Source organism: Priestia sp. FSL P4-0332, from assembly GCF_038005845.1.
Lineage (GTDB): Bacteria > Bacillota > Bacilli > Bacillales > Bacillaceae_H > Priestia.
On record NZ_JBBOUA010000007.1, the window covers coordinates 1 to 16,689 of the forward strand.

Genomic DNA, 16,689 nt, shown 5'->3' on the forward strand with positions numbered 1-16,689 from the left:
AAGAATTCCTCCATAATCAGGCTGCATTGCAATTAAAAAGCAAAGAAAGAAGACAATAAGAATAGGTGGAATAATCGCACGCTTTAAGTCATTTATATATTGCTGCTTATTTGTAAACACAGCTGATAAATACACAATAATCACAAGTTTTGTTAATTCTAATGGTTGTATTCTAATTGGACCAAGCACAAGCCAACTTGTTGCATTTCCTGCCGTATGTCCAAATACAAGCACCAGAACTAGAAGTGTAGTTACTCCCCCTAATGCAAGTTTCAACACTTTTTTTTCTTGATAAATCTTATAAGGGATAATAGCTGTCACACAAAAAAAGAAAAAACCTGCTATAAGTGCAAGCTTTTGCTTTTGATAAAAGTAATCACCCGTAAATCCATATCGAGCAACAGCTGTTACCATACTAGCACTGTAAACCATAATTAAACCAATTATACTTAAAATAACTAAAGCTAAAATAAATCTGTAGTCATAACACCTTAAAACCTTTTTAAACATAGAAAGATCCTCATTTCTTGCAATATAAAAATGGAATTTTAGAGAAAAGTTCTCAATAAATTAAACAAACCAAAGGCTAAACTTGCTACTATAGCAATGGTACCTACTGTTTTGTTTCCTCCTGTCAAATAATAATGTAAACTATGTAAGATAAATGCAACTGATACAACCATGATGACTGCTTTGTACCAAAAAGAACTATCTAGATACCACCCTAAACTCATAAAGATAAGTAGTAGTACTAAAGCTATTGTTCTTACTCTACTTTCTGTGACAACTTCTACGTACTTCATACAACACTCCTACCATTAAATAAAAATTACCATTATGTGATTAATTATCATTTATTAACCATAAATGTAAACAAGGTTATAATTATAACATAGCAAAACCTTAAGTAAGATAGGAATAGTAGCAAAAAATATATTAATAGTTACCATAAAACGGCTTATCGGAAATTGTTTAAGGAACCTATTCTCATTTCTCCGTCATGATAAATTTCTATTACGTATTTATTTTCTATATAGAGAAAGGTATTACTATCTACAGCTACGACATCATCATATACGCTTAAGATGTTCTCAAACTTCGTCTTTAGCACAGGAAAATTGTCTGTACTCCAATATATCTCAAGATCATCATCATTTATTAAGCTTTTTACATCTTCTAAATAAGTAATTACACAGTATTTATCAAATTTATCCCATTCTATCCTTCCGTAAAATGTGAATGGAACCTCTTTTTGAAACGAGCAATACCTTTCTTCACTTTTTTCAGGAGAATATATAATAACGCCTTTACCTAAAGCATTTACACATTCTGAAAAAAGAGGATCTTTATTCTCTTTTTTCTCTAACCTCTTTCTCTTTGCCAATAGAAACTCTAATCTTTTTTGTCGGTCTTGTTTTTTCATCGTACAATACCTTTCCTCATATTTTTTGTCTTATTTGGAGGTCAAAAAATAGTTAGTATGAGATGAGATTCTAGTTATCATAACTGGGATTATAAGAACCATTAGCTATTATAAATAATCTATAGAATTATTGTTTTGAACGTAGCCATAAACTTTTATAACATCATCTTTTGTTTCTCCTGGTATATTAATTGTTCTAAGTATATTAATTACCTGACCCTTCTCTTCTAAATTTTCAACCTTTATTTCTAACCACTCAATGTTTTTATAATTACCTTTGAAATGATAAAACCAATCTCCATCCCAATTACTTATATACTTAGTTTTGAAATCCTGTATTCTCCAAATTGTATTTATAGAACAATCGTTCATTGCATTTCTAATTTCTTGCCATTTAGTGTTATTCATTACTGATTGATATTCATAAGAACTCATGAAAAAACCACTCCCTTAGTTATCCTAAGCGTGTTATCGGTAGTAGGTAGGCTAAAACTTAATGTCTATCCACTTTCCGTTTACGAATTCCTCATAAGTTCCCCATTGAGGAGTACAAGTATTTATACCCTTAATTCTTACTGGTTTAATAATATCTTCCTGACAATCCTTAGTTGGATTTGGTACATAAATCCAAGAAGCTATACTATCTTTTTCTTTTGAAAATTCCTTGTTAAAAAAGCCTTCAGCCTCTTGTGATGTTTCAAAACTATAGTCTCCAATTGAAGGTACATCATCTGACGTATTATAAAGAAACATATTTACTTCATCTTTGATGTCCACTATCATAACTTTCTTAATATCATTTATAGGCATATCTAATATTATGTATTTTCTCATTAAATCTCCTTACTAAAGGTGTATAGTTTATATATTTCAACTTAACATAACAGGTATTATCGGTAGTGATAAAATCAATTAATAATTCTACAAAGTTATTCAATTTTAAACCCAATTCCACCATCTACAATAATGTTTTGACCCGTAACAAAAGATGCATCATCAGAAAGAAGCCATTTTACTGCTTTTGCTGCTTCAAATGGATCACCAATTCTACCTAATGCATTTAACCTCTGATAGGATTGATTTAACTTTACTTTTTCCTCTGGAGATAGGGTTGAGAATTTTTCTTCTAACATAGATGTATGAAATGCACCAGGACAAAGAGAGTTAATTCTTATATTTTGATGACCATATTCTTGAGCAACTGATTTCGTCAAAGCTATAACCCCACTTTTTCCTGCAGCATACACACCAGTTCCTGCAGAACATAAGAGTGCATCCATAGAAGATGTATTAACAATGACGCCACTATTTTGTTTTGTCATTACTTGTAACTGATATTTCATACAAAGCCATACACTTTTTAACGTAACATTAATTAAATGGTCAAAATCTTCTTCCCTGAACTGATGTGTAGCATTAGAAGAAGCCTCTGTGTTGGCCGCATTATTAAAAGCAATATCTATGCTCCCAAATGTGGAATATGTTTGGCTAACAAGCTGTTTGACATCCTGACTATTGGTTACATCCGTTTTAATAAAGATCGATTTGGGAGACCACTTTTTTAATCTGGAAAGGGCCTCTTCTCCTTTTTCAATACTTCTAGAGGCAATAACAACATACATACCCTCTTTTGCCAATAATTCTGCTGTAGCTAAACCAATTCCCGATGTCCCACCTGTAATGATACCTACCTTTTCTTCAAACATATATTTCTCCCCTTTTAAGTTCAATGAAATCTGAATAGATTAATTCTATCAAATTTTGGAATGTTTTTTAGAGAAATACTGTTTGTATATCTGTATACGATATACAAACGTAGTTAACATAATCATCATTCTAGGAACAAAGAATAAAAAGGAGTCCTTAATAAGTAAGGACTCCTTTTTATTAGATTATTAATTATTCTCTTCACAACACTTCAAAGTGCCTCTCAATATAGGCGGCCCTAACTTTTTTGTTTTGGAATTAGAAAGTCGTACTTCAACCTTAGCATTCCGCATTTTTGCTGTAATTAAATCAAATCTTCCAGCCCAAGTAGGGGTATCTTCTTCAGGTGTAGGGTAAAGTTGAAAACGCCAACTAATTTCATTAGGTATAGAAGCGAAACCTTCATAGCTATCATAATTACCAAAAGAAGATGGCTTAGGAAGATGAACAGCTAGGATACTTATATTAGTTCGCTCAAAACTTGGTGGGTTTAATTGTACTTGATAGATCAAGCCCACCCCTTTAGCGTTTTTCAACTTCTTATCTAGAGGTTCCAGGGTTAAATTACAAGGCATCTTGCTTGCATTCGTTTCATTTGGATAAACAATTACTACAAACAACAAGAGCATAACTAAAACAATTTTTTTCATTACATTTCCTCGCATTTTTTAGTTACTATCTCCCATTTCACATTTAATTATCAGAAGCAAAACACATGAATAAAATTTAATAATCGCATATATCATTTCATAAGAAACTACCAAAGATTATAGGGGGTCAAAAATAATGAGTGAGTTACTAGACAGACTATTTATATGGCTGTTTCTCCTGCTGGTAAGTATATTTTTAGTTCTTATTTCTATTCTTTCACCAGTTACTATTCATGAACGTGAAGAGCTCAGCGTAGCAATGTTTGGTTATCCTGTTCCATTTGCTCAGCAAGATTTAATGAAAATTTACGGAGAGTATGCAGTGGACTACCCCCATAAGTTTACCATCAGCTTTGGTATGTTAGAAAATGTAAGTGACATTTATTTCTATAAAATCCCCTTTTTCTTTTCAGTTCTTATTGTTTATATAGGATTGGTAATTATAAGGTATATACACAATCGATTTTTGATTTAATCTATATAAAGAACGACTATGTATATCATATACATTCCTAGTTTACATAAAGTCTCTTTCCGGAAAACACCACAAAAAAGAACCCTTGTCGCAGAACGGTTCCGCCGAGGGTTCTTTTTCCGGAGTATGCAACTTTTTATACACTGTTGATTTATCAACGTTTTCTCAGTAGGTGGTTGAGAAACTAATGTATAAGAAGTGCACCTTTTATACATATGCTCGTCCTTATAAAAATAGCCCAATTGGGAAATTTATGATATCTAGTTTTTTGAATAATTTCATTCCTATAAAATTTACCGAATTGGAACCCTAACTATAAAGGTTCTTTTTTCGGTTCTATAAAAGAAATAGTTAATTTTTATGTTGATATGAACTTCTTGAAATATCAAGGAATGCTTGAATGACAGGTGATATCCACTTTCCTTTATGCCAAATCATCTGAGAAACAAAATTAATTTCTGTTAGATCTAAGGATAAAGAAACTAACTTACCTTGTTCAAGTTCGGAAGCAACAGAGATTTCAGGAAGAAAAGCAATTCCCATTCCAAGCATGGCACACTGTTTGATGGCTTCCACACTATCTCCTACACCAAAGAATGTTGCGGCCAAAGCAAATAGTGCAAATGTATTTCCCTTTGACTTCGGTAGTGAATGTTCATGTCCACTCATGTAAATACCTCCTAAGATGTGTTTGATTGATTTCTTGTATAGAATAACATTGCATTACCATCAATAACAGTGAAGGTAATTGATGATAACATTCATTATTTTTGATAGTAAATGTTAAGTCGTTTTTGGACAGATAAAAAGTTTTTAAAGTGTTGAAATTTGTATTGAATACTTCGTTGTATGTAAAACTAAAGTTAATTCCTTCAAAGCGTACTCCTCTGCATATTAGATATATAAATTTGATGTTTTTCTCCATAAAAATAGTGAATTTTTCATTTAATGAATAAATTATGACTCTAAGATGGTTACTTAATCGAGCTTGTTACTTGTTTTATTCCAGTCAGTCAATATTACGCAGAAATTAGAATGAAGAGGGATAAAATAGGTTGATACAGGGTAACCTATATCATTTCCTTAAATCCCTTAGTAGGATAAACAAAAAAACTTGCTCTAGGTGAAAAGCAAGTTAAAAGAAAGATAATTGATTTTATTCCTTTAACGTTTTGAAACAAAATCATATTCATGGTCCGTAAAAGTATATGTTTACGGACTCTTATTTAGATAAAAAATCTATTGTTTTTATCGTTCATCTAAGTTTGAAATGAAATTACGAACGTCCACTAAAAATACCACACTTTTATGAACGTTTCTGGCGGAATTAGAGGAAGATAACTGTAAATATAATATAAAAATGTAAAATAGAAGATTTGGATACATATGTATATTCTGCGGGGATCAAAATGAAGTTCTTCAACTTCAATCGATGCAGGAAGTTGGTATTTCTCCTCATGCTATTTCGTATATTCATTCGTTAAATCGTTTTGATTGTAATAAAAAAGATATTCTTTAGGAAGAGAACGCCATCACACAAAAGATTGAGGTTCCTCTTTTGAAAATTCTTTTAACTCTTTTTGTTCAGATCTAATTCTTTTTTCAAATTCACATGCTGGTTCTATACAGGGATTATCAAAAGAACAGCCTTTCTGGTTGAAAGACTGCTTAATTTTGTATTTATGGACATACTGAGTAAACTCACTATTGTTGTATTGTGAGTCCAAACCTGTCTGAAGAATTCCTTCTTATAATTTCTTCGTTCTGTATAACTATGATTTAGATTTAAAAGTTAATTATAAGTGGCTTAAAAAGCTTGCAATAAGATCCTTTTTTATATACATGTAATAGTAGATCAATAGTTTGGGGTTTATTCCTTAGTTAGAAACTAAAACTCTCTCAGGTTTAGTTTCGTCAGAGTAAGTCAATTGCCCCATTTTTCTATACTTATTATATCTGTGTGTTACTAATTCATCGTTTGATAATTCACTGAGTAACGTTAAAGAATCCCGTAATGCTTTTTTTATTTCTATAGCCTGTTTTTTCGTATCTTTGTGGGCACCACCTTGAATTTCAGAAATTACTTTATCGACAACTCCTAACTTTTTTAAGTCATACGCTGTAATTTTCATTGTATCTGCCGCTTCCTTAGCTTTAGAAGCATCTTTCCATAATAAAGCTGCTGCTCCTTCAGGAGAAATTACGGAATAGGTAGAATTTTCTAAAATGTGAAGGTGATTACATACCCCTATACCTAAAGCTCCTCCGCTTCCTCCTTCGCCTATTAGGACACTAATGATAGGAACTTCTAGTGAAACCATTTCAAATAAGTTTTGTGCAATAGCTTGACTTTGTCCTCTTTCTTCAGCAGCTTTCCCAGGATAAGCCCCTTTTGTATCAATAAATGTGATAATAGGACGCTGAAACTTTTCTGCTTGTTTCATTAATCTAAGAGCTTTTCTATAACCTTCAGGATGGGGCATACCAAAGTTTCTGTAAAGATTATCTTTAGTGTCTTTCCCACGTTGATGCCCTATAATAGTAACTGGTTTTCCTTCAAATCTTCCAATTCCACCTACAATTGCAGAATCTTCGCCATAAACACGGTCACCATGGAGTTCAAGAAAATCAGTAAATAATTCTTTAATATAATCCAAACATGTAGGGCGATTATGATGACGAGAAATTTGTACACGATCCCATGGAGAAATTCCTTTATAAATTTCTTTTTCAAGAGCCTGCAATCTATCTTCTAACTTTTTTATTTCATTTGAAAGGTCTATGCCTTTTGAATGATTAAATTCCTTTAAATCTAAAATTTTTTTTCGTAATTCGATAATGGGGAGCTCGAAATCTAAAAAATTTTCCATTTTAATAATCTCCTTGATGAATACTTAAAATAGAGGCTATTGTATCACGCATACTAAGTCGATCAATTACCTTATCTAACTGGCCGTGTTCAAGTAAAAATTCTGCAGTCTGGAAATCTTCTGGTAAATCCTCTCTGATAGTTTGTTCAATAATTCTTCTTCCAGCAAATCCAATTAATGCTCCCGGTTCTGCAAGGTTATAATCGCCTAATGAAGCAAAACTTGCCGAAACCCCACCAGTAGTAGGGGAAGTCATGATGGAAATAAACAAATTCCTATTGATATCCATCATCTTTACAACTGAGCTCGTTTTTGCCATTTGCATTAAACTGACTATTCCCTCTTGCATCCTTGCTCCTCCACTAGCTGTAAAAATAAGAAAAGGAATTTGTTGATCAATTGCTTTTTCCATAGCAAGAGCAATTTTTTCTCCTACGATTGAACCCATGCTTCCCATTCGAAATCTAGTATCCATTATTGCTAGTGCTGTATGATATCCCTTAATAGTACCTTGACCAGTTATAACTGCTTCCTTTAAATTTGTATTTTTTTCATCAATTCTTAATTTTTCTTCGTACCCTGGAAATTGTAACGGATTTCCAGATTGCATATTTTCGTTATACTCAATAAAGCTATTCTCATCTAATAGAAATTTAACTCTTTCTGATGCAGTCATTGGAAAATGATATTTACAGAAAGTGCATGTTTTTAGATTTTTATCTAGCTCTCTATTTAATAGAAGTTTTTTACACTTTGGGCATTTTGTAACTACCCCTTGTGATGAGAATGGTCTTTTTTCTTTAATAGGTACCGAAGCATACTTTTTCTTTTTTAAAAAAATCCCATTGATCATATCTTTTCCTCCGAGGTGTTAGTGAATCATTCGTGTAATTATTATCTATTCAACAAACAGTGAAGTTTCTTTACAAAGTTCAATATTTTCAAGTTAATGTATTACGATAAAATATTGTGGGAGTCTAAAAAGTTTGTATTGAAATTCCCTGAAATAAATGCTTTATGAGCTAAAAGCTTTGAATGAAAAGGAATTGTGGTTTCGACTCCAGTTATTACGAATTCCTCCAATGCGCGTCTCATACAGCTTATTGCTTGTTCTCGATTTTCAGCAAATACAATAAGTTTTGCTATCATGGAATCATAATAAGGGGGAATAGCATAACCTGAATATGCTGCTGAATCTACACGCACTCCCCTTCCACCTGCAGGTAAGTATTTAGTTATCATTCCAGGAGATGGCATGAAGTTTTTGATTGGATTCTCAGCATTTATACGGCACTCTATAGCCCAACCTTTAAATTCTATATCTGCTTGTTTATACTTTAATTTTTCTCCTGAAGCAACATTTATTTGTTCTTTAACAATATCAATACCTGTTACCATTTCAGTTACTGGATGTTCTACCTGAATTCTTGTATTCATTTCCATAAAATAAAATTCATTAGCTTGGAGATCGTAAATGAATTCAATAGTTCCAGCACCAGAATAGTTAACAGCCTTTGCTGCTTTTATTGATGTTTCCATCATTTTTTCTCTAACCTTAGCGCTGATTTGAGGGGATGGTGTTTCTTCTAAAAGCTTTTGTCTCCTTCTTTGAATTGTACAATCTCTTTCGCCTAAATGAATTACATTTCCATGATTATCACCTAGAATTTGTACTTCGACATGTCGAAAATCCGTAATATATTTCTCTAAATAAACATTTGGGTCCCCAAATGCAGACTTTGCTTCTTGCTGTGTAATACGAATACCATCTATCAATTCCTGCTCATTACGAGCAACTCGAATTCCTTTCCCGCCCCCACCAGCCGTTGCTTTGATAATTACAGGATAACCAATGTCTCGAGCTATATTAACAGCTTCATTCATATCATTAATTTTTCCATTTGACCCTAAAGTAACTGGTACACCTGCTTCTATCATAGTTTGCCTTGCGACATCTTTAGCTCCCATCTTTCGAATAGTATCTGAAGAAGGTCCAATAAAAACAATGTTACATTCTTCACATAGTTCAGCGAAATCGGCATTTTCTGCTAAAAATCCGTAACCAGGATGAATTGCATCACATTCTGTAAGTGTGGCTACATTCAATAAATTAATAGTATTTAAGTAACTATCTGAAGCTAAAGCGGGACCAATACAATATGCTTCATCTGCTAATTTTACGTGAAGAGATTCTTTATCTGGTTCGGAGAATACAGCTACCGTTTTTATACCCATTTCTTTCGCAGTTCGAATAATTCTTACTGCAATTTCTCCTCTATTGGCAACAAGTAATTTCTGAATCAAATTTTTCACCTCTAATTTTTTTTCACTAAGAACAAAGGTTGTCCATATTCCACTAATTCACCATTTTTAACTAAAACGTCTTTAATTTCTCCTTCTACCTCTGCTTCAATTTCGTTAAATAGTTTCATAGCCTCCACCATACAAACAATAGTCTCTTTTTTTACGACTGCTCCTACTTCTACATAAGGATCTTCAGTTGGTGAAGATGCATTATAAAAAGTACCAACCATAGGAGAAGTGATTTCATGTAAAGTTACTTCTTCTTTTCTTGTGTCAGCAGGTTTACTTTCTTCTTGAATAGAATCTAATTTTTGCTGAGGGAATTCATCTATATACTGTACTTTGTTAGGTGTAATATTCCCTACTTCAGGTTTGTTTTTTATTTTCTTTAATGAAAGTTTCATATCATTTAATTTATAATCTAATTCATCAATACAAGATTTATCTAATGCCTTTATTAATTCTTGGATTTCTTTAAGTTCCATGTCTAGTCCTTTCTTAAACAGCCCTATTCGTATAATACTAAGTAATAATTAAAGTAGTATTGTACTTAATTATAAAGTTACGTTAGTTTATTTAATTTTTTCTAATATAATCATTGCTGTGGCAGTAGTATTTGTATGAGTAATACTTACATGTATTCTGATATCAAATGGTAAATGTTTTTTTGTTTGGTCTGATATATAGAAGACGGGCTTTTTTCTCTTATCAAATAGTATTTCTCCGTCTTGAAAACTAAAAGTAGCTCCGATGCCAGTTCCTATTGCTTTACTCATGGCTTCCTTTGCACTAAACCTTCCAGCAATCCACTCAATTTTTCTTTTTTTTTCTTTTATTTTATAAAATATTTCTCTTTCGGATGGTGTAAGAATTTGATTTACTAATATTGTTGGTCGCTTATCATAAATTGACTCAATTCTATCTAGCTCTACTGAATCTATACCTATACCGTAAACCATAGTATTTCCTCCTATTGTTAATTACAACAAAACCCTTTGAATGACGCGAAGTGTGACAGTTCTACGTCATTCCCTCCAGGTTCGCTTTATATAATAGGTTGTTATTTAATGTGATGGAACGTAGAACACTAACTCGCCTTTAGCTACTTTCTTTTCATCACTTGCTAAAGTAATTTTAGATTGGGCTGTATAATAATTTCCTACCCTTTTAATTAGTTCTACTTTAATTTTTAACGAGTCTCCAGGTCTGGCCATGTTATAGAATGTGAATTTATCTGCTTTTACAAGATAACCAACTTGCTTATGTTTTGTTTCTGCATTTAAATTGAATTTATTCTCTATAAATGTAGTCAAAATTAAACTAGCTTGTGCCGCCATTTCAATCATTAGCACGCCTGGAAGCACTGGATTGTTTGGAAAATGTCCCTTAAAAAAAGGTTCATTATAAGCTAGTTGCTTTAAACAAGTTATTTCCTGCTCGTTAACATCTAATATTTTATCAATAAATAAAAACGGAGCTTCTTGTAATAAAATCTGATCTGGGGTTATATTATTTTTCTCAATATCAACAGATGACACAGAATAGCCTCCAATTAAAATTAATATTTTAGTAAATTAATAAATTCCATGTATTTAAAGAAGTGTTTCAATTCCTAATCCAATATGTATATTTTGTCCACCAATTGTTTCTACTTCTGGATCAATCAGTATGTTAAGAGCAGGAATAGATTCTTTTAAAGGCAATAACCTTGGTTTTAAGGCAAAAATCTCTAGCTTCTTTTTTAGTGATTTTTTTGTTGCCGAATCAAAGTTGTCATCAAAATATCCAAAAGTCATTGCATTGATATTTAATTTAAAAGCAGATAATTCATGTGACATACATTTCATTAATGAGATTTTGCCATTGTTTAAAATTGGGGACGTTGAATAACCAGCATAATCTAAACCATCAAAAATAAGTGGAAATACTACTTTTCCTTTCTTAGTTTTAATCATCTTGGCAGTAATAATGCGATTTAACATATAAATTTTTTCAAAATATTTATCTATAGATATATTGAGTTCAATTGGATCATTCTTGAAAAGTTTTACTTCATCTAACATTTCATTTCCATGAATCAAGACATCAATACATCCTAATCTGTCGTAAATATCTTCTACGCTCTTTTCTAAAGAATTAAGGTCTTCTGCTTTAATATCAATTAACATATATTGTTCGGAACTTATACCAAGTTGAATTAGTCTGTCTTCATATTTCTTTTTTTTCGAACCCTCTTCAAAACAAAATATAACTTTATATTCTCGGCTTAGGTAGTACTCGCCTATCATCTGATTAAATAAATGCTCACTATTTGTAATTAAAATATTTTGTTTCATTTTCTTTCCTCCTTATCGTAAGAATCCACCGTCTAGTTTGAATACAGTATTAGTAAAATAAGAATTCTCTTCATTCGCCAAGAATGAAACTATGTCCGCAACCTGTTTCGCTTGGCCTAAAGACTTAACGTTAGTATGATGAAGGAAGTTTTCCATCTTTTGACCTGGCACATGTTCAATCATATCAGTTTCAATCATCCCAGGAGCTACTGTGTTTATTCTAATTCCCTTAGGGCTGTAAATACGTGAAAGCATTTTAGTTAATCCAATAATAGCTCCCTTTGAACAACCGTAGTTTGATTGCGCTTCCCTACCATTAACTGCTGTAACAGAAACCATATTAATAATGTTTCCACTATTTTGCTCTAACATATGTGGGATTACTGTATTACAAAAATTATATGTTCCATTAAAATTAGTTTTAAAAACAGCATTCCAATCTTCTTGTGGCATATTAAATATAAGATTATCTCTATTAATCCCTGCATTATTGATTAGAATGTCGATTTTATTGTATTTATCTATTACTTTTCCGACTACTGTATCAGCAAATTCAGCATTGTCCACTTTACCTTTAAAAAATTCAACTTCGCATCCGTTGTTGCTAAGGTTTTCTTGTAGCTCGTTGGCCGCAGTTTCACTTCTTGCATAAATCCCAACTACTTTGACTCCTTTTGTTGCTAAATCTATCAAAATCTCCTTACCTATACCTCGAGTAGCACCTGTCACAATAGCCACTTTATCTTTTAAACTCATAGCCTTCTCTCCTTTAATCTAACAGCTTTTTGACTCAACTTTTTTAAGAAAAAAGCTGTAGAGCCTTTTCAGGCTTTACAGCTGTCAAATCATACCGTTTGACTTAGTTGCTCATGAATAAAGTTCGATAGTGTATTTACACAACTAAAGATTTCATGAGTTTCTTCTTCAGAAAGACCTTGCATTTTAACTCCAAACTCCTCCTCAATGCCTGAAATTACATCAAGTGCTTCTACAGAATCTAGCCCTAATCCATCTCCGAATAATGCTTCGTTATCATCGATTTCCTCTGGTGTAATATCATCAAGTTCTAATCTTTCCACTAAAATTTTTGTTTTGATAGTATTTTTGATTTCTTCAATTTTGTTCATCTAAACATCCTCCTAAATATCTTCTAATATTATTTATAAAAATTTATGAATGACCATAATCAATTAATTTTATTTACTACAACTGCAGAGTTATTTCCATTAATAGAGGTACTTACTACAATACCTTTTTTATATGTAGTAATATCCTGGTTAAAAAACTCATTAATAGCATCTATATCTGTAAAATCTCCCCTTAATACTTCGGCTGCTAAATACAGATGATTTAGGGAACTAGTTGACTCTAAATATCCTTTAGAATTAAAACAATACTTAAAAATATTGTTTTCATTATCTATTCTCTCAAATAACTTTTTATAAATATCTAAATCATCTAATAAACCATTAGAGTTATAGAAGATGAAATCAATTTCTGATATCTTACTTTTAGCTTTTTCTAAAGCCATATTTATGGCTTTATTTAGGCTTTCTATGTCAGAACCAAAAGTTAATCCTACACCCGAGATCTGAGCATAATTTTTGTTTATATTTAGTTGATTAGAAAGCATTAGGAAACTACTACCTTCAGAAACTGGATATTCACTTTTATCTAGTCCTATAGACTGGTTAATTTCATGCGATAAATTAGAAAGCTCATCTCCTGCTCCAACTAAGCAATGAGAATAAATATTATTTTTTATTACTTCATAACCATATATAGAACTAAATAGGCCATCATTTCCTCCAGTACTAATAGAACTACTAAACCCTTGTAAACCAAGTTTTTTGGATACTTTTCCTGCTACAGAATTTAAAACCATATCAGGGAAGTAAATGCTACTAGCGAATTCCGGACCCTTTTGAAGAATAGATTTAAAATATTTTTCTGTGCTTTGCAAGCTGCCTCTAGAAGTACCATAAATTAACCCTATTTCTTCACGATTCAAAGTATTTTCTTTATCAACATCTTTAATCGTAATATCTGCTGCTGCAATACTATGTTGAGCCAAAGTGTTCATACGTCTTTCATAAAGAGATTTATCGTATTCCTTGAGTTTGAACTCTGCTTCCTGTTTAGATTGTTTTTCTTGTATTAGATATTCAAGGAGACTCTCTTGCTTTTCATTCAATAAAATATTAGAGTTACCCTTACCAACTATGTAAACGTTCTCTTCTTCTGGTATTTTCTCAATATTCAAATTTTTATCTGAATTATTATTCCATTTTTTTGAGACTATAGAGGCGTTGTGTCCCCCAAAAGCAGAGTTATTACACAAAAAGTAATTAATCTTCCTATCTATCATATTATTAGTTATAATATTAGCATTCTCACAGCCTTCTCTAGGTTCCTGGAAGTTGATTGTTGCTGGTAATAGATTTTCTTGAATAGCCAATAGAGTTGTAACATATTCAATAGCAGCAGCAGCACCTAGATTATGGCCAAAGTATGCTTTACTGGAGCTAAGAGGAATTTGTTTAAGTGTTTCTAGCCCAAACACTTGTTCTAAACCTTTTAGCTCAGCTTTATCATTTGCTTTAGTACCAGTTCCATGTGTATTAATATAGTCTATCTGCTCTTTTTTGATAGAAGATTGATTAATTGCATATTCTATAGCTTTTTGAATACCCAATCCTTCAGGATGTGGTGCAGTTTCGTGATAAGCATCGCTACTTAAGCCATATCCGCAAATCTCAGCATAAATTTTAGCATTTCTAGCTAAAGCACTTTCTAAGGTTTCTAATACTACAAAAGCTGCACCTTCTCCCAAGCTTAGACCATAAACGTTATTGTAAGGTGAACATGGCTCAGGGTTTAGAGCTCTCAAAGAATTAAATCCGGCGTAAACAGATGAAGACATTGAATCTGATCCTCCGGCAATCATAGCCTTCGCGTAACCCTTTTGTACCATTTCAAATCCAAACCCTATCGCATTTCCACTTGCTGCGCAAGCTGTATTAATAGTGTTAACTGGACCGCCTAGTGAAAAATATTTTGCTACATTATCACTTTGATTGAAAAAAGGATAATTTTTCATTTTTTCCTTATCTAGTGATTCAATTTTTCCTTGCTCCTCTAATGCATTGACCCCGCCATTACAAGTTCCTAATGATAAGCCGACTTCTTGATGAGAAATATGGTCCAATATTTTACTCTCTTCTAAGGCTTCATTGATTGAAACCATAGCATATTGTGCACAACGATCATATTTTAAAAAGGCTTTATCCTTTAAGTGAACTTGAGAATCATACTGTTTAATTTCTGCGCCTAAATGACTTATAAATTTATCAGTACTAAATTTTTGAAGCTTCTTAACTCCTGTATTACCTTCTTTCATACTTCTTAGGTTTTCTTGTTTGTTATTACCTATAGAGGAAATAATACCCATTCCTGTTACTACAACTCTGTGTTTTTCCAACTACTTTCCTCCTTAACTCAAAACCTTACTTATTTAATTTTGATTACTTATTTATTTTTTGTCTTTATCAACCACCTTCTTTATGTATTAAGACCATACTATTATCATGTGATAAGGTTGTAATACGAAATATTCCTATTTATTAATTTAGAGAATCTTGTAAACTAATATCTAGTAAAAAGCCTTCTTGTATAGGACTTTAGAAACGTTTTAAGATCCATATATCCCTTAGATGATAAAAAAGTCATGGTTCTTTTATAATCAACAAATGCTATGTTATTACAAAAAGGAATAAAATTCAATATATTTTCCTTAATTTAATAAATTATTTATATTATGTAAGTTTTTCTAATTTAAATATTTTTTGTAATATAATGTATTAAACAATCGAAAAACAGCAAAAAAACCAATTGTTTTTTGCTGTTTTATATAATAAATATTAAAAATATGCAGGGACAGGATTTAAATTACATACCCAAACCTCATCCGTTTTATTTATCACTATATGTTTTTCTTCTTTTAATAAATCAATTATTCCTATCGTCTCTGATAGAGCCAATGCAAACTGAATCTCATATAGTCCTACAAATAATTTAGTACATAATTCATATATTGTATGAGGCTTTTCCCTTAGCAAGCGCATCACTCTTTTTTTTCTTTTTTGCTGTTTTTTAAATTGCAAATCAATTAATAAATCGATTTCTTTAATTTCTTCACCATGCCCTGGATATATTAAATTAATATCTAAATTTTTGATTCTCAAGAGTGATTTATTATATTCTAATAATAATTTAGGTCGCTCATTACTACCAATCATTGGAGGTTCCATGAATGTATTAAGGAAGATGTTATTAATTAATAAGTCTCCTCCTATTAATAATCCATCAGTTTTTCTATATAAACAAATATGTGTGGAACAATGTCCTGGTGTTTCAAGAACTTTAAAGCCAGGAAGAAAAGGTAAAACCTGCCCTTCCGTTAGAAAGTTAGTTATCTTCTTAGTTGAGGCTACACCTTCTGTCTCCTTTTTTATTAAAGTTTTTTTAAACCCATCTGGTATTCCATAAGCCTTGATATGGTGATTAATAAATTTATTAAAGTGCATCTGTAAATTTTTATAATCATTTATCCAACTTTCATTATAAGAGTGTCCAAAAACCTTTACATCATGTGAAAAATAATCTAATAAACCAATATGATCTGGGTGATGATGTGTAATCACAATATTTTTAATATCCGTTACTTTATATCCTAAAGAATTGATTTGAAATTCTAACTCACTCCAAGCCTGACTACTATTTACTCCTGCATCAATTAGTGTAAGTTCTTCTCCTTCTATTAAATAAACATTTACATGATTTAGAGGTGATTGGAATGGAAGAACAATCTTATGTATACCGTTAAATAACTCGTTCATTTTAACAAATTTCCCCTTCTACTTTA

The 16,689-nt window shown here is 31.6% G+C and carries 20 protein-coding genes; 1 reads left to right on the forward strand and 19 read right to left on the reverse strand.

Going from position 1 to position 16,689, the window contains the following annotated elements; translation table 11 throughout:
* The 7 genes from MKY06_RS30345 to MKY06_RS30375 all read right to left on the reverse strand — a co-directional run.
* Positions 1 to 510, reverse strand: a 510-nt coding sequence (locus MKY06_RS30345) for an FtsW/RodA/SpoVE family cell cycle protein (RefSeq protein ID WP_340962341.1), incomplete at its 3' end; no start/stop codon positions are given.
* Positions 511 to 548: 38 nt separating this feature from the next.
* Positions 549 to 803, reverse strand: a complete 255-nt coding sequence (locus tag MKY06_RS30350; RefSeq protein WP_340962343.1) for a hypothetical protein — start codon at positions 801 to 803, stop codon at positions 549 to 551.
* Positions 804 to 958: 155 nt separating this feature from the next.
* Positions 959 to 1,423 carry a CDI toxin immunity protein gene (locus MKY06_RS30355; RefSeq protein ID WP_153252657.1) on the reverse strand — a complete coding sequence of 155 codons (465 nt, stop codon included), beginning with the start codon at positions 1,421 to 1,423 and terminating at the stop codon, positions 959 to 961.
* 108 nt (positions 1,424 to 1,531) lie between these two features.
* Positions 1,532 to 1,858, reverse strand: a complete 327-nt coding sequence (locus MKY06_RS30360; RefSeq protein WP_340962345.1) for a DUF6678 family protein — start codon at positions 1,856 to 1,858, stop codon at positions 1,532 to 1,534.
* 51 nt (positions 1,859 to 1,909) lie between these two features.
* Positions 1,910 to 2,257 carry a hypothetical protein gene (locus MKY06_RS30365; RefSeq protein ID WP_340962346.1) on the reverse strand — a complete coding sequence of 116 codons (348 nt, stop codon included), beginning with the start codon at positions 2,255 to 2,257 and terminating at the stop codon, positions 1,910 to 1,912.
* 95 nt (positions 2,258 to 2,352) lie between these two features.
* Positions 2,353 to 3,129 (reverse strand): SDR family NAD(P)-dependent oxidoreductase, encoded by a 777-nt coding sequence (locus tag MKY06_RS30370; protein ID WP_057240482.1) that lies wholly within the window; start codon positions 3,127 to 3,129, stop codon positions 2,353 to 2,355.
* A 189-nt stretch (positions 3,130 to 3,318) separates the two neighbouring features.
* Positions 3,319 to 3,780 carry a hypothetical protein gene (locus tag MKY06_RS30375; protein WP_340962348.1) on the reverse strand — a complete coding sequence of 154 codons (462 nt, stop codon included), beginning with the start codon at positions 3,778 to 3,780 and terminating at the stop codon, positions 3,319 to 3,321.
* Between the two features lie 136 nt (positions 3,781 to 3,916).
* Here MKY06_RS30375 and MKY06_RS30380 point away from each other — a divergent pair, with 136 nt between their 5' ends.
* On the forward strand, positions 3,917 to 4,255 hold the full coding sequence (locus MKY06_RS30380) for a hypothetical protein (protein ID WP_098590480.1): 339 nt from the start codon (positions 3,917 to 3,919) through the stop codon (positions 4,253 to 4,255).
* A gap of 351 nt (positions 4,256 to 4,606) precedes the next feature.
* On the opposite strand, the gene MKY06_RS30385 is transcribed toward MKY06_RS30380, so the two are convergent.
* The 12 genes from MKY06_RS30385 to MKY06_RS30440 all read right to left on the reverse strand — a co-directional run bounded on the left by MKY06_RS30385 (position 4,607) and on the right by MKY06_RS30440 (position 16,663).
* Positions 4,607 to 4,924: a substrate-binding domain-containing protein gene (locus MKY06_RS30385; RefSeq protein WP_340962350.1), complete on the reverse strand. Its 318-nt coding sequence runs from the start codon at positions 4,922 to 4,924 to the stop codon at positions 4,607 to 4,609.
* A gap of 1,208 nt (positions 4,925 to 6,132) precedes the next feature.
* Positions 6,133 to 7,125, reverse strand: a complete 993-nt coding sequence (gene accA / locus MKY06_RS30390) for an acetyl-CoA carboxylase carboxyl transferase subunit alpha (protein WP_340962351.1) — start codon at positions 7,123 to 7,125, stop codon at positions 6,133 to 6,135.
* Between the two features lies 1 nt (position 7,126).
* Complete coding sequence (gene accD / locus MKY06_RS30395; RefSeq protein ID WP_340962353.1) at positions 7,127 to 7,978, reverse strand: acetyl-CoA carboxylase, carboxyltransferase subunit beta; 852 nt, start codon at positions 7,976 to 7,978, stop codon at positions 7,127 to 7,129.
* Between the two features lie 101 nt (positions 7,979 to 8,079).
* A complete protein-coding gene (gene accC / locus MKY06_RS30400; protein WP_340962355.1) occupies positions 8,080 to 9,429 on the reverse strand; it encodes an acetyl-CoA carboxylase biotin carboxylase subunit in 1,350 nt (449 codons plus the stop codon).
* An 11-nt stretch (positions 9,430 to 9,440) separates the two neighbouring features.
* The gene (accB, locus tag MKY06_RS30405; protein ID WP_340962356.1) at positions 9,441 to 9,914 is read right to left on the reverse strand and encodes an acetyl-CoA carboxylase biotin carboxyl carrier protein; all 474 of its coding nucleotides are present in this window, start codon (positions 9,912 to 9,914) and stop codon (positions 9,441 to 9,443) included.
* An 87-nt stretch (positions 9,915 to 10,001) separates the two neighbouring features.
* The gene (acpS, locus tag MKY06_RS30410) at positions 10,002 to 10,388 is read right to left on the reverse strand and encodes a holo-ACP synthase (protein ID WP_340962358.1); all 387 of its coding nucleotides are present in this window, start codon (positions 10,386 to 10,388) and stop codon (positions 10,002 to 10,004) included.
* Positions 10,389 to 10,493: 105 nt separating this feature from the next.
* Positions 10,494 to 10,967, reverse strand: coding sequence for a 3-hydroxyacyl-ACP dehydratase FabZ family protein (locus tag MKY06_RS30415; RefSeq protein WP_340962360.1), 474 nt, complete (start codon positions 10,965 to 10,967; stop codon positions 10,494 to 10,496).
* Between the two features lie 54 nt (positions 10,968 to 11,021).
* Positions 11,022 to 11,765 carry an SDR family NAD(P)-dependent oxidoreductase gene (locus MKY06_RS30420; RefSeq protein ID WP_340962362.1) on the reverse strand — a complete coding sequence of 248 codons (744 nt, stop codon included), beginning with the start codon at positions 11,763 to 11,765 and terminating at the stop codon, positions 11,022 to 11,024.
* Positions 11,766 to 11,777: 12 nt separating this feature from the next.
* The gene (locus MKY06_RS30425; protein ID WP_340962363.1) at positions 11,778 to 12,521 is read right to left on the reverse strand and encodes an SDR family NAD(P)-dependent oxidoreductase; all 744 of its coding nucleotides are present in this window, start codon (positions 12,519 to 12,521) and stop codon (positions 11,778 to 11,780) included.
* 89 nt (positions 12,522 to 12,610) lie between these two features.
* Positions 12,611 to 12,892, reverse strand: a complete 282-nt coding sequence (locus MKY06_RS30430) for a phosphopantetheine-binding protein (protein ID WP_340962365.1) — start codon at positions 12,890 to 12,892, stop codon at positions 12,611 to 12,613.
* 59 nt (positions 12,893 to 12,951) lie between these two features.
* Positions 12,952 to 15,246, reverse strand: coding sequence for a beta-ketoacyl-[acyl-carrier-protein] synthase family protein (locus MKY06_RS30435; protein ID WP_340962366.1), 2,295 nt, complete (start codon positions 15,244 to 15,246; stop codon positions 12,952 to 12,954).
* Between the two features lie 439 nt (positions 15,247 to 15,685).
* Positions 15,686 to 16,663: an MBL fold metallo-hydrolase gene (locus MKY06_RS30440; RefSeq protein ID WP_340962367.1), complete on the reverse strand. Its 978-nt coding sequence runs from the start codon at positions 16,661 to 16,663 to the stop codon at positions 15,686 to 15,688.
* Positions 16,664 to 16,689 lie beyond the last annotated feature (26 nt).

Coding starts and splice junctions, on each gene's coding strand:
- MKY06_RS30350 (WP_340962343.1), bottom strand. CDS start 803: ATGAAGTACGTAGAAGTTGTCACAGAAAGTAGAGTAAGAACAATAGCT.
- MKY06_RS30355 (WP_153252657.1), bottom strand. CDS start 1,423: ATGAAAAAACAAGACCGACAAAAAAGATTAGAGTTTCTATTGGCAAAG.
- MKY06_RS30360 (WP_340962345.1), bottom strand. CDS start 1,858: ATGAGTTCTTATGAATATCAATCAGTAATGAATAACACTAAATGGCAA.
- MKY06_RS30365 (WP_340962346.1), bottom strand. CDS start 2,257: ATGAGAAAATACATAATATTAGATATGCCTATAAATGATATTAAGAAA.
- MKY06_RS30370 (WP_057240482.1), bottom strand. CDS start 3,129: ATGTTTGAAGAAAAGGTAGGTATCATTACAGGTGGGACATCGGGAATT.
- MKY06_RS30375 (WP_340962348.1), bottom strand. CDS start 3,780: ATGAAAAAAATTGTTTTAGTTATGCTCTTGTTGTTTGTAGTAATTGTT.
- MKY06_RS30380 (WP_098590480.1), top strand. CDS start 3,917: ATGAGTGAGTTACTAGACAGACTATTTATATGGCTGTTTCTCCTGCTG.
- MKY06_RS30385 (WP_340962350.1), bottom strand. CDS start 4,924: ATGAGTGGACATGAACATTCACTACCGAAGTCAAAGGGAAATACATTT.
- accA (WP_340962351.1), bottom strand. CDS start 7,125: ATGGAAAATTTTTTAGATTTCGAGCTCCCCATTATCGAATTACGAAAA.
- accD (WP_340962353.1), bottom strand. CDS start 7,978: ATGATCAATGGGATTTTTTTAAAAAAGAAAAAGTATGCTTCGGTACCT.
- accB (WP_340962356.1), bottom strand. CDS start 9,914: ATGGAACTTAAAGAAATCCAAGAATTAATAAAGGCATTAGATAAATCT.
- acpS (WP_340962358.1), bottom strand. CDS start 10,388: ATGGTTTACGGTATAGGTATAGATTCAGTAGAGCTAGATAGAATTGAG.
- MKY06_RS30420 (WP_340962362.1), bottom strand. CDS start 11,765: ATGAAACAAAATATTTTAATTACAAATAGTGAGCATTTATTTAATCAG.
- MKY06_RS30425 (WP_340962363.1), bottom strand. CDS start 12,521: ATGAGTTTAAAAGATAAAGTGGCTATTGTGACAGGTGCTACTCGAGGT.
- MKY06_RS30430 (WP_340962365.1), bottom strand. CDS start 12,892: ATGAACAAAATTGAAGAAATCAAAAATACTATCAAAACAAAAATTTTA.
- MKY06_RS30440 (WP_340962367.1), bottom strand. CDS start 16,663: ATGAACGAGTTATTTAACGGTATACATAAGATTGTTCTTCCATTCCAA.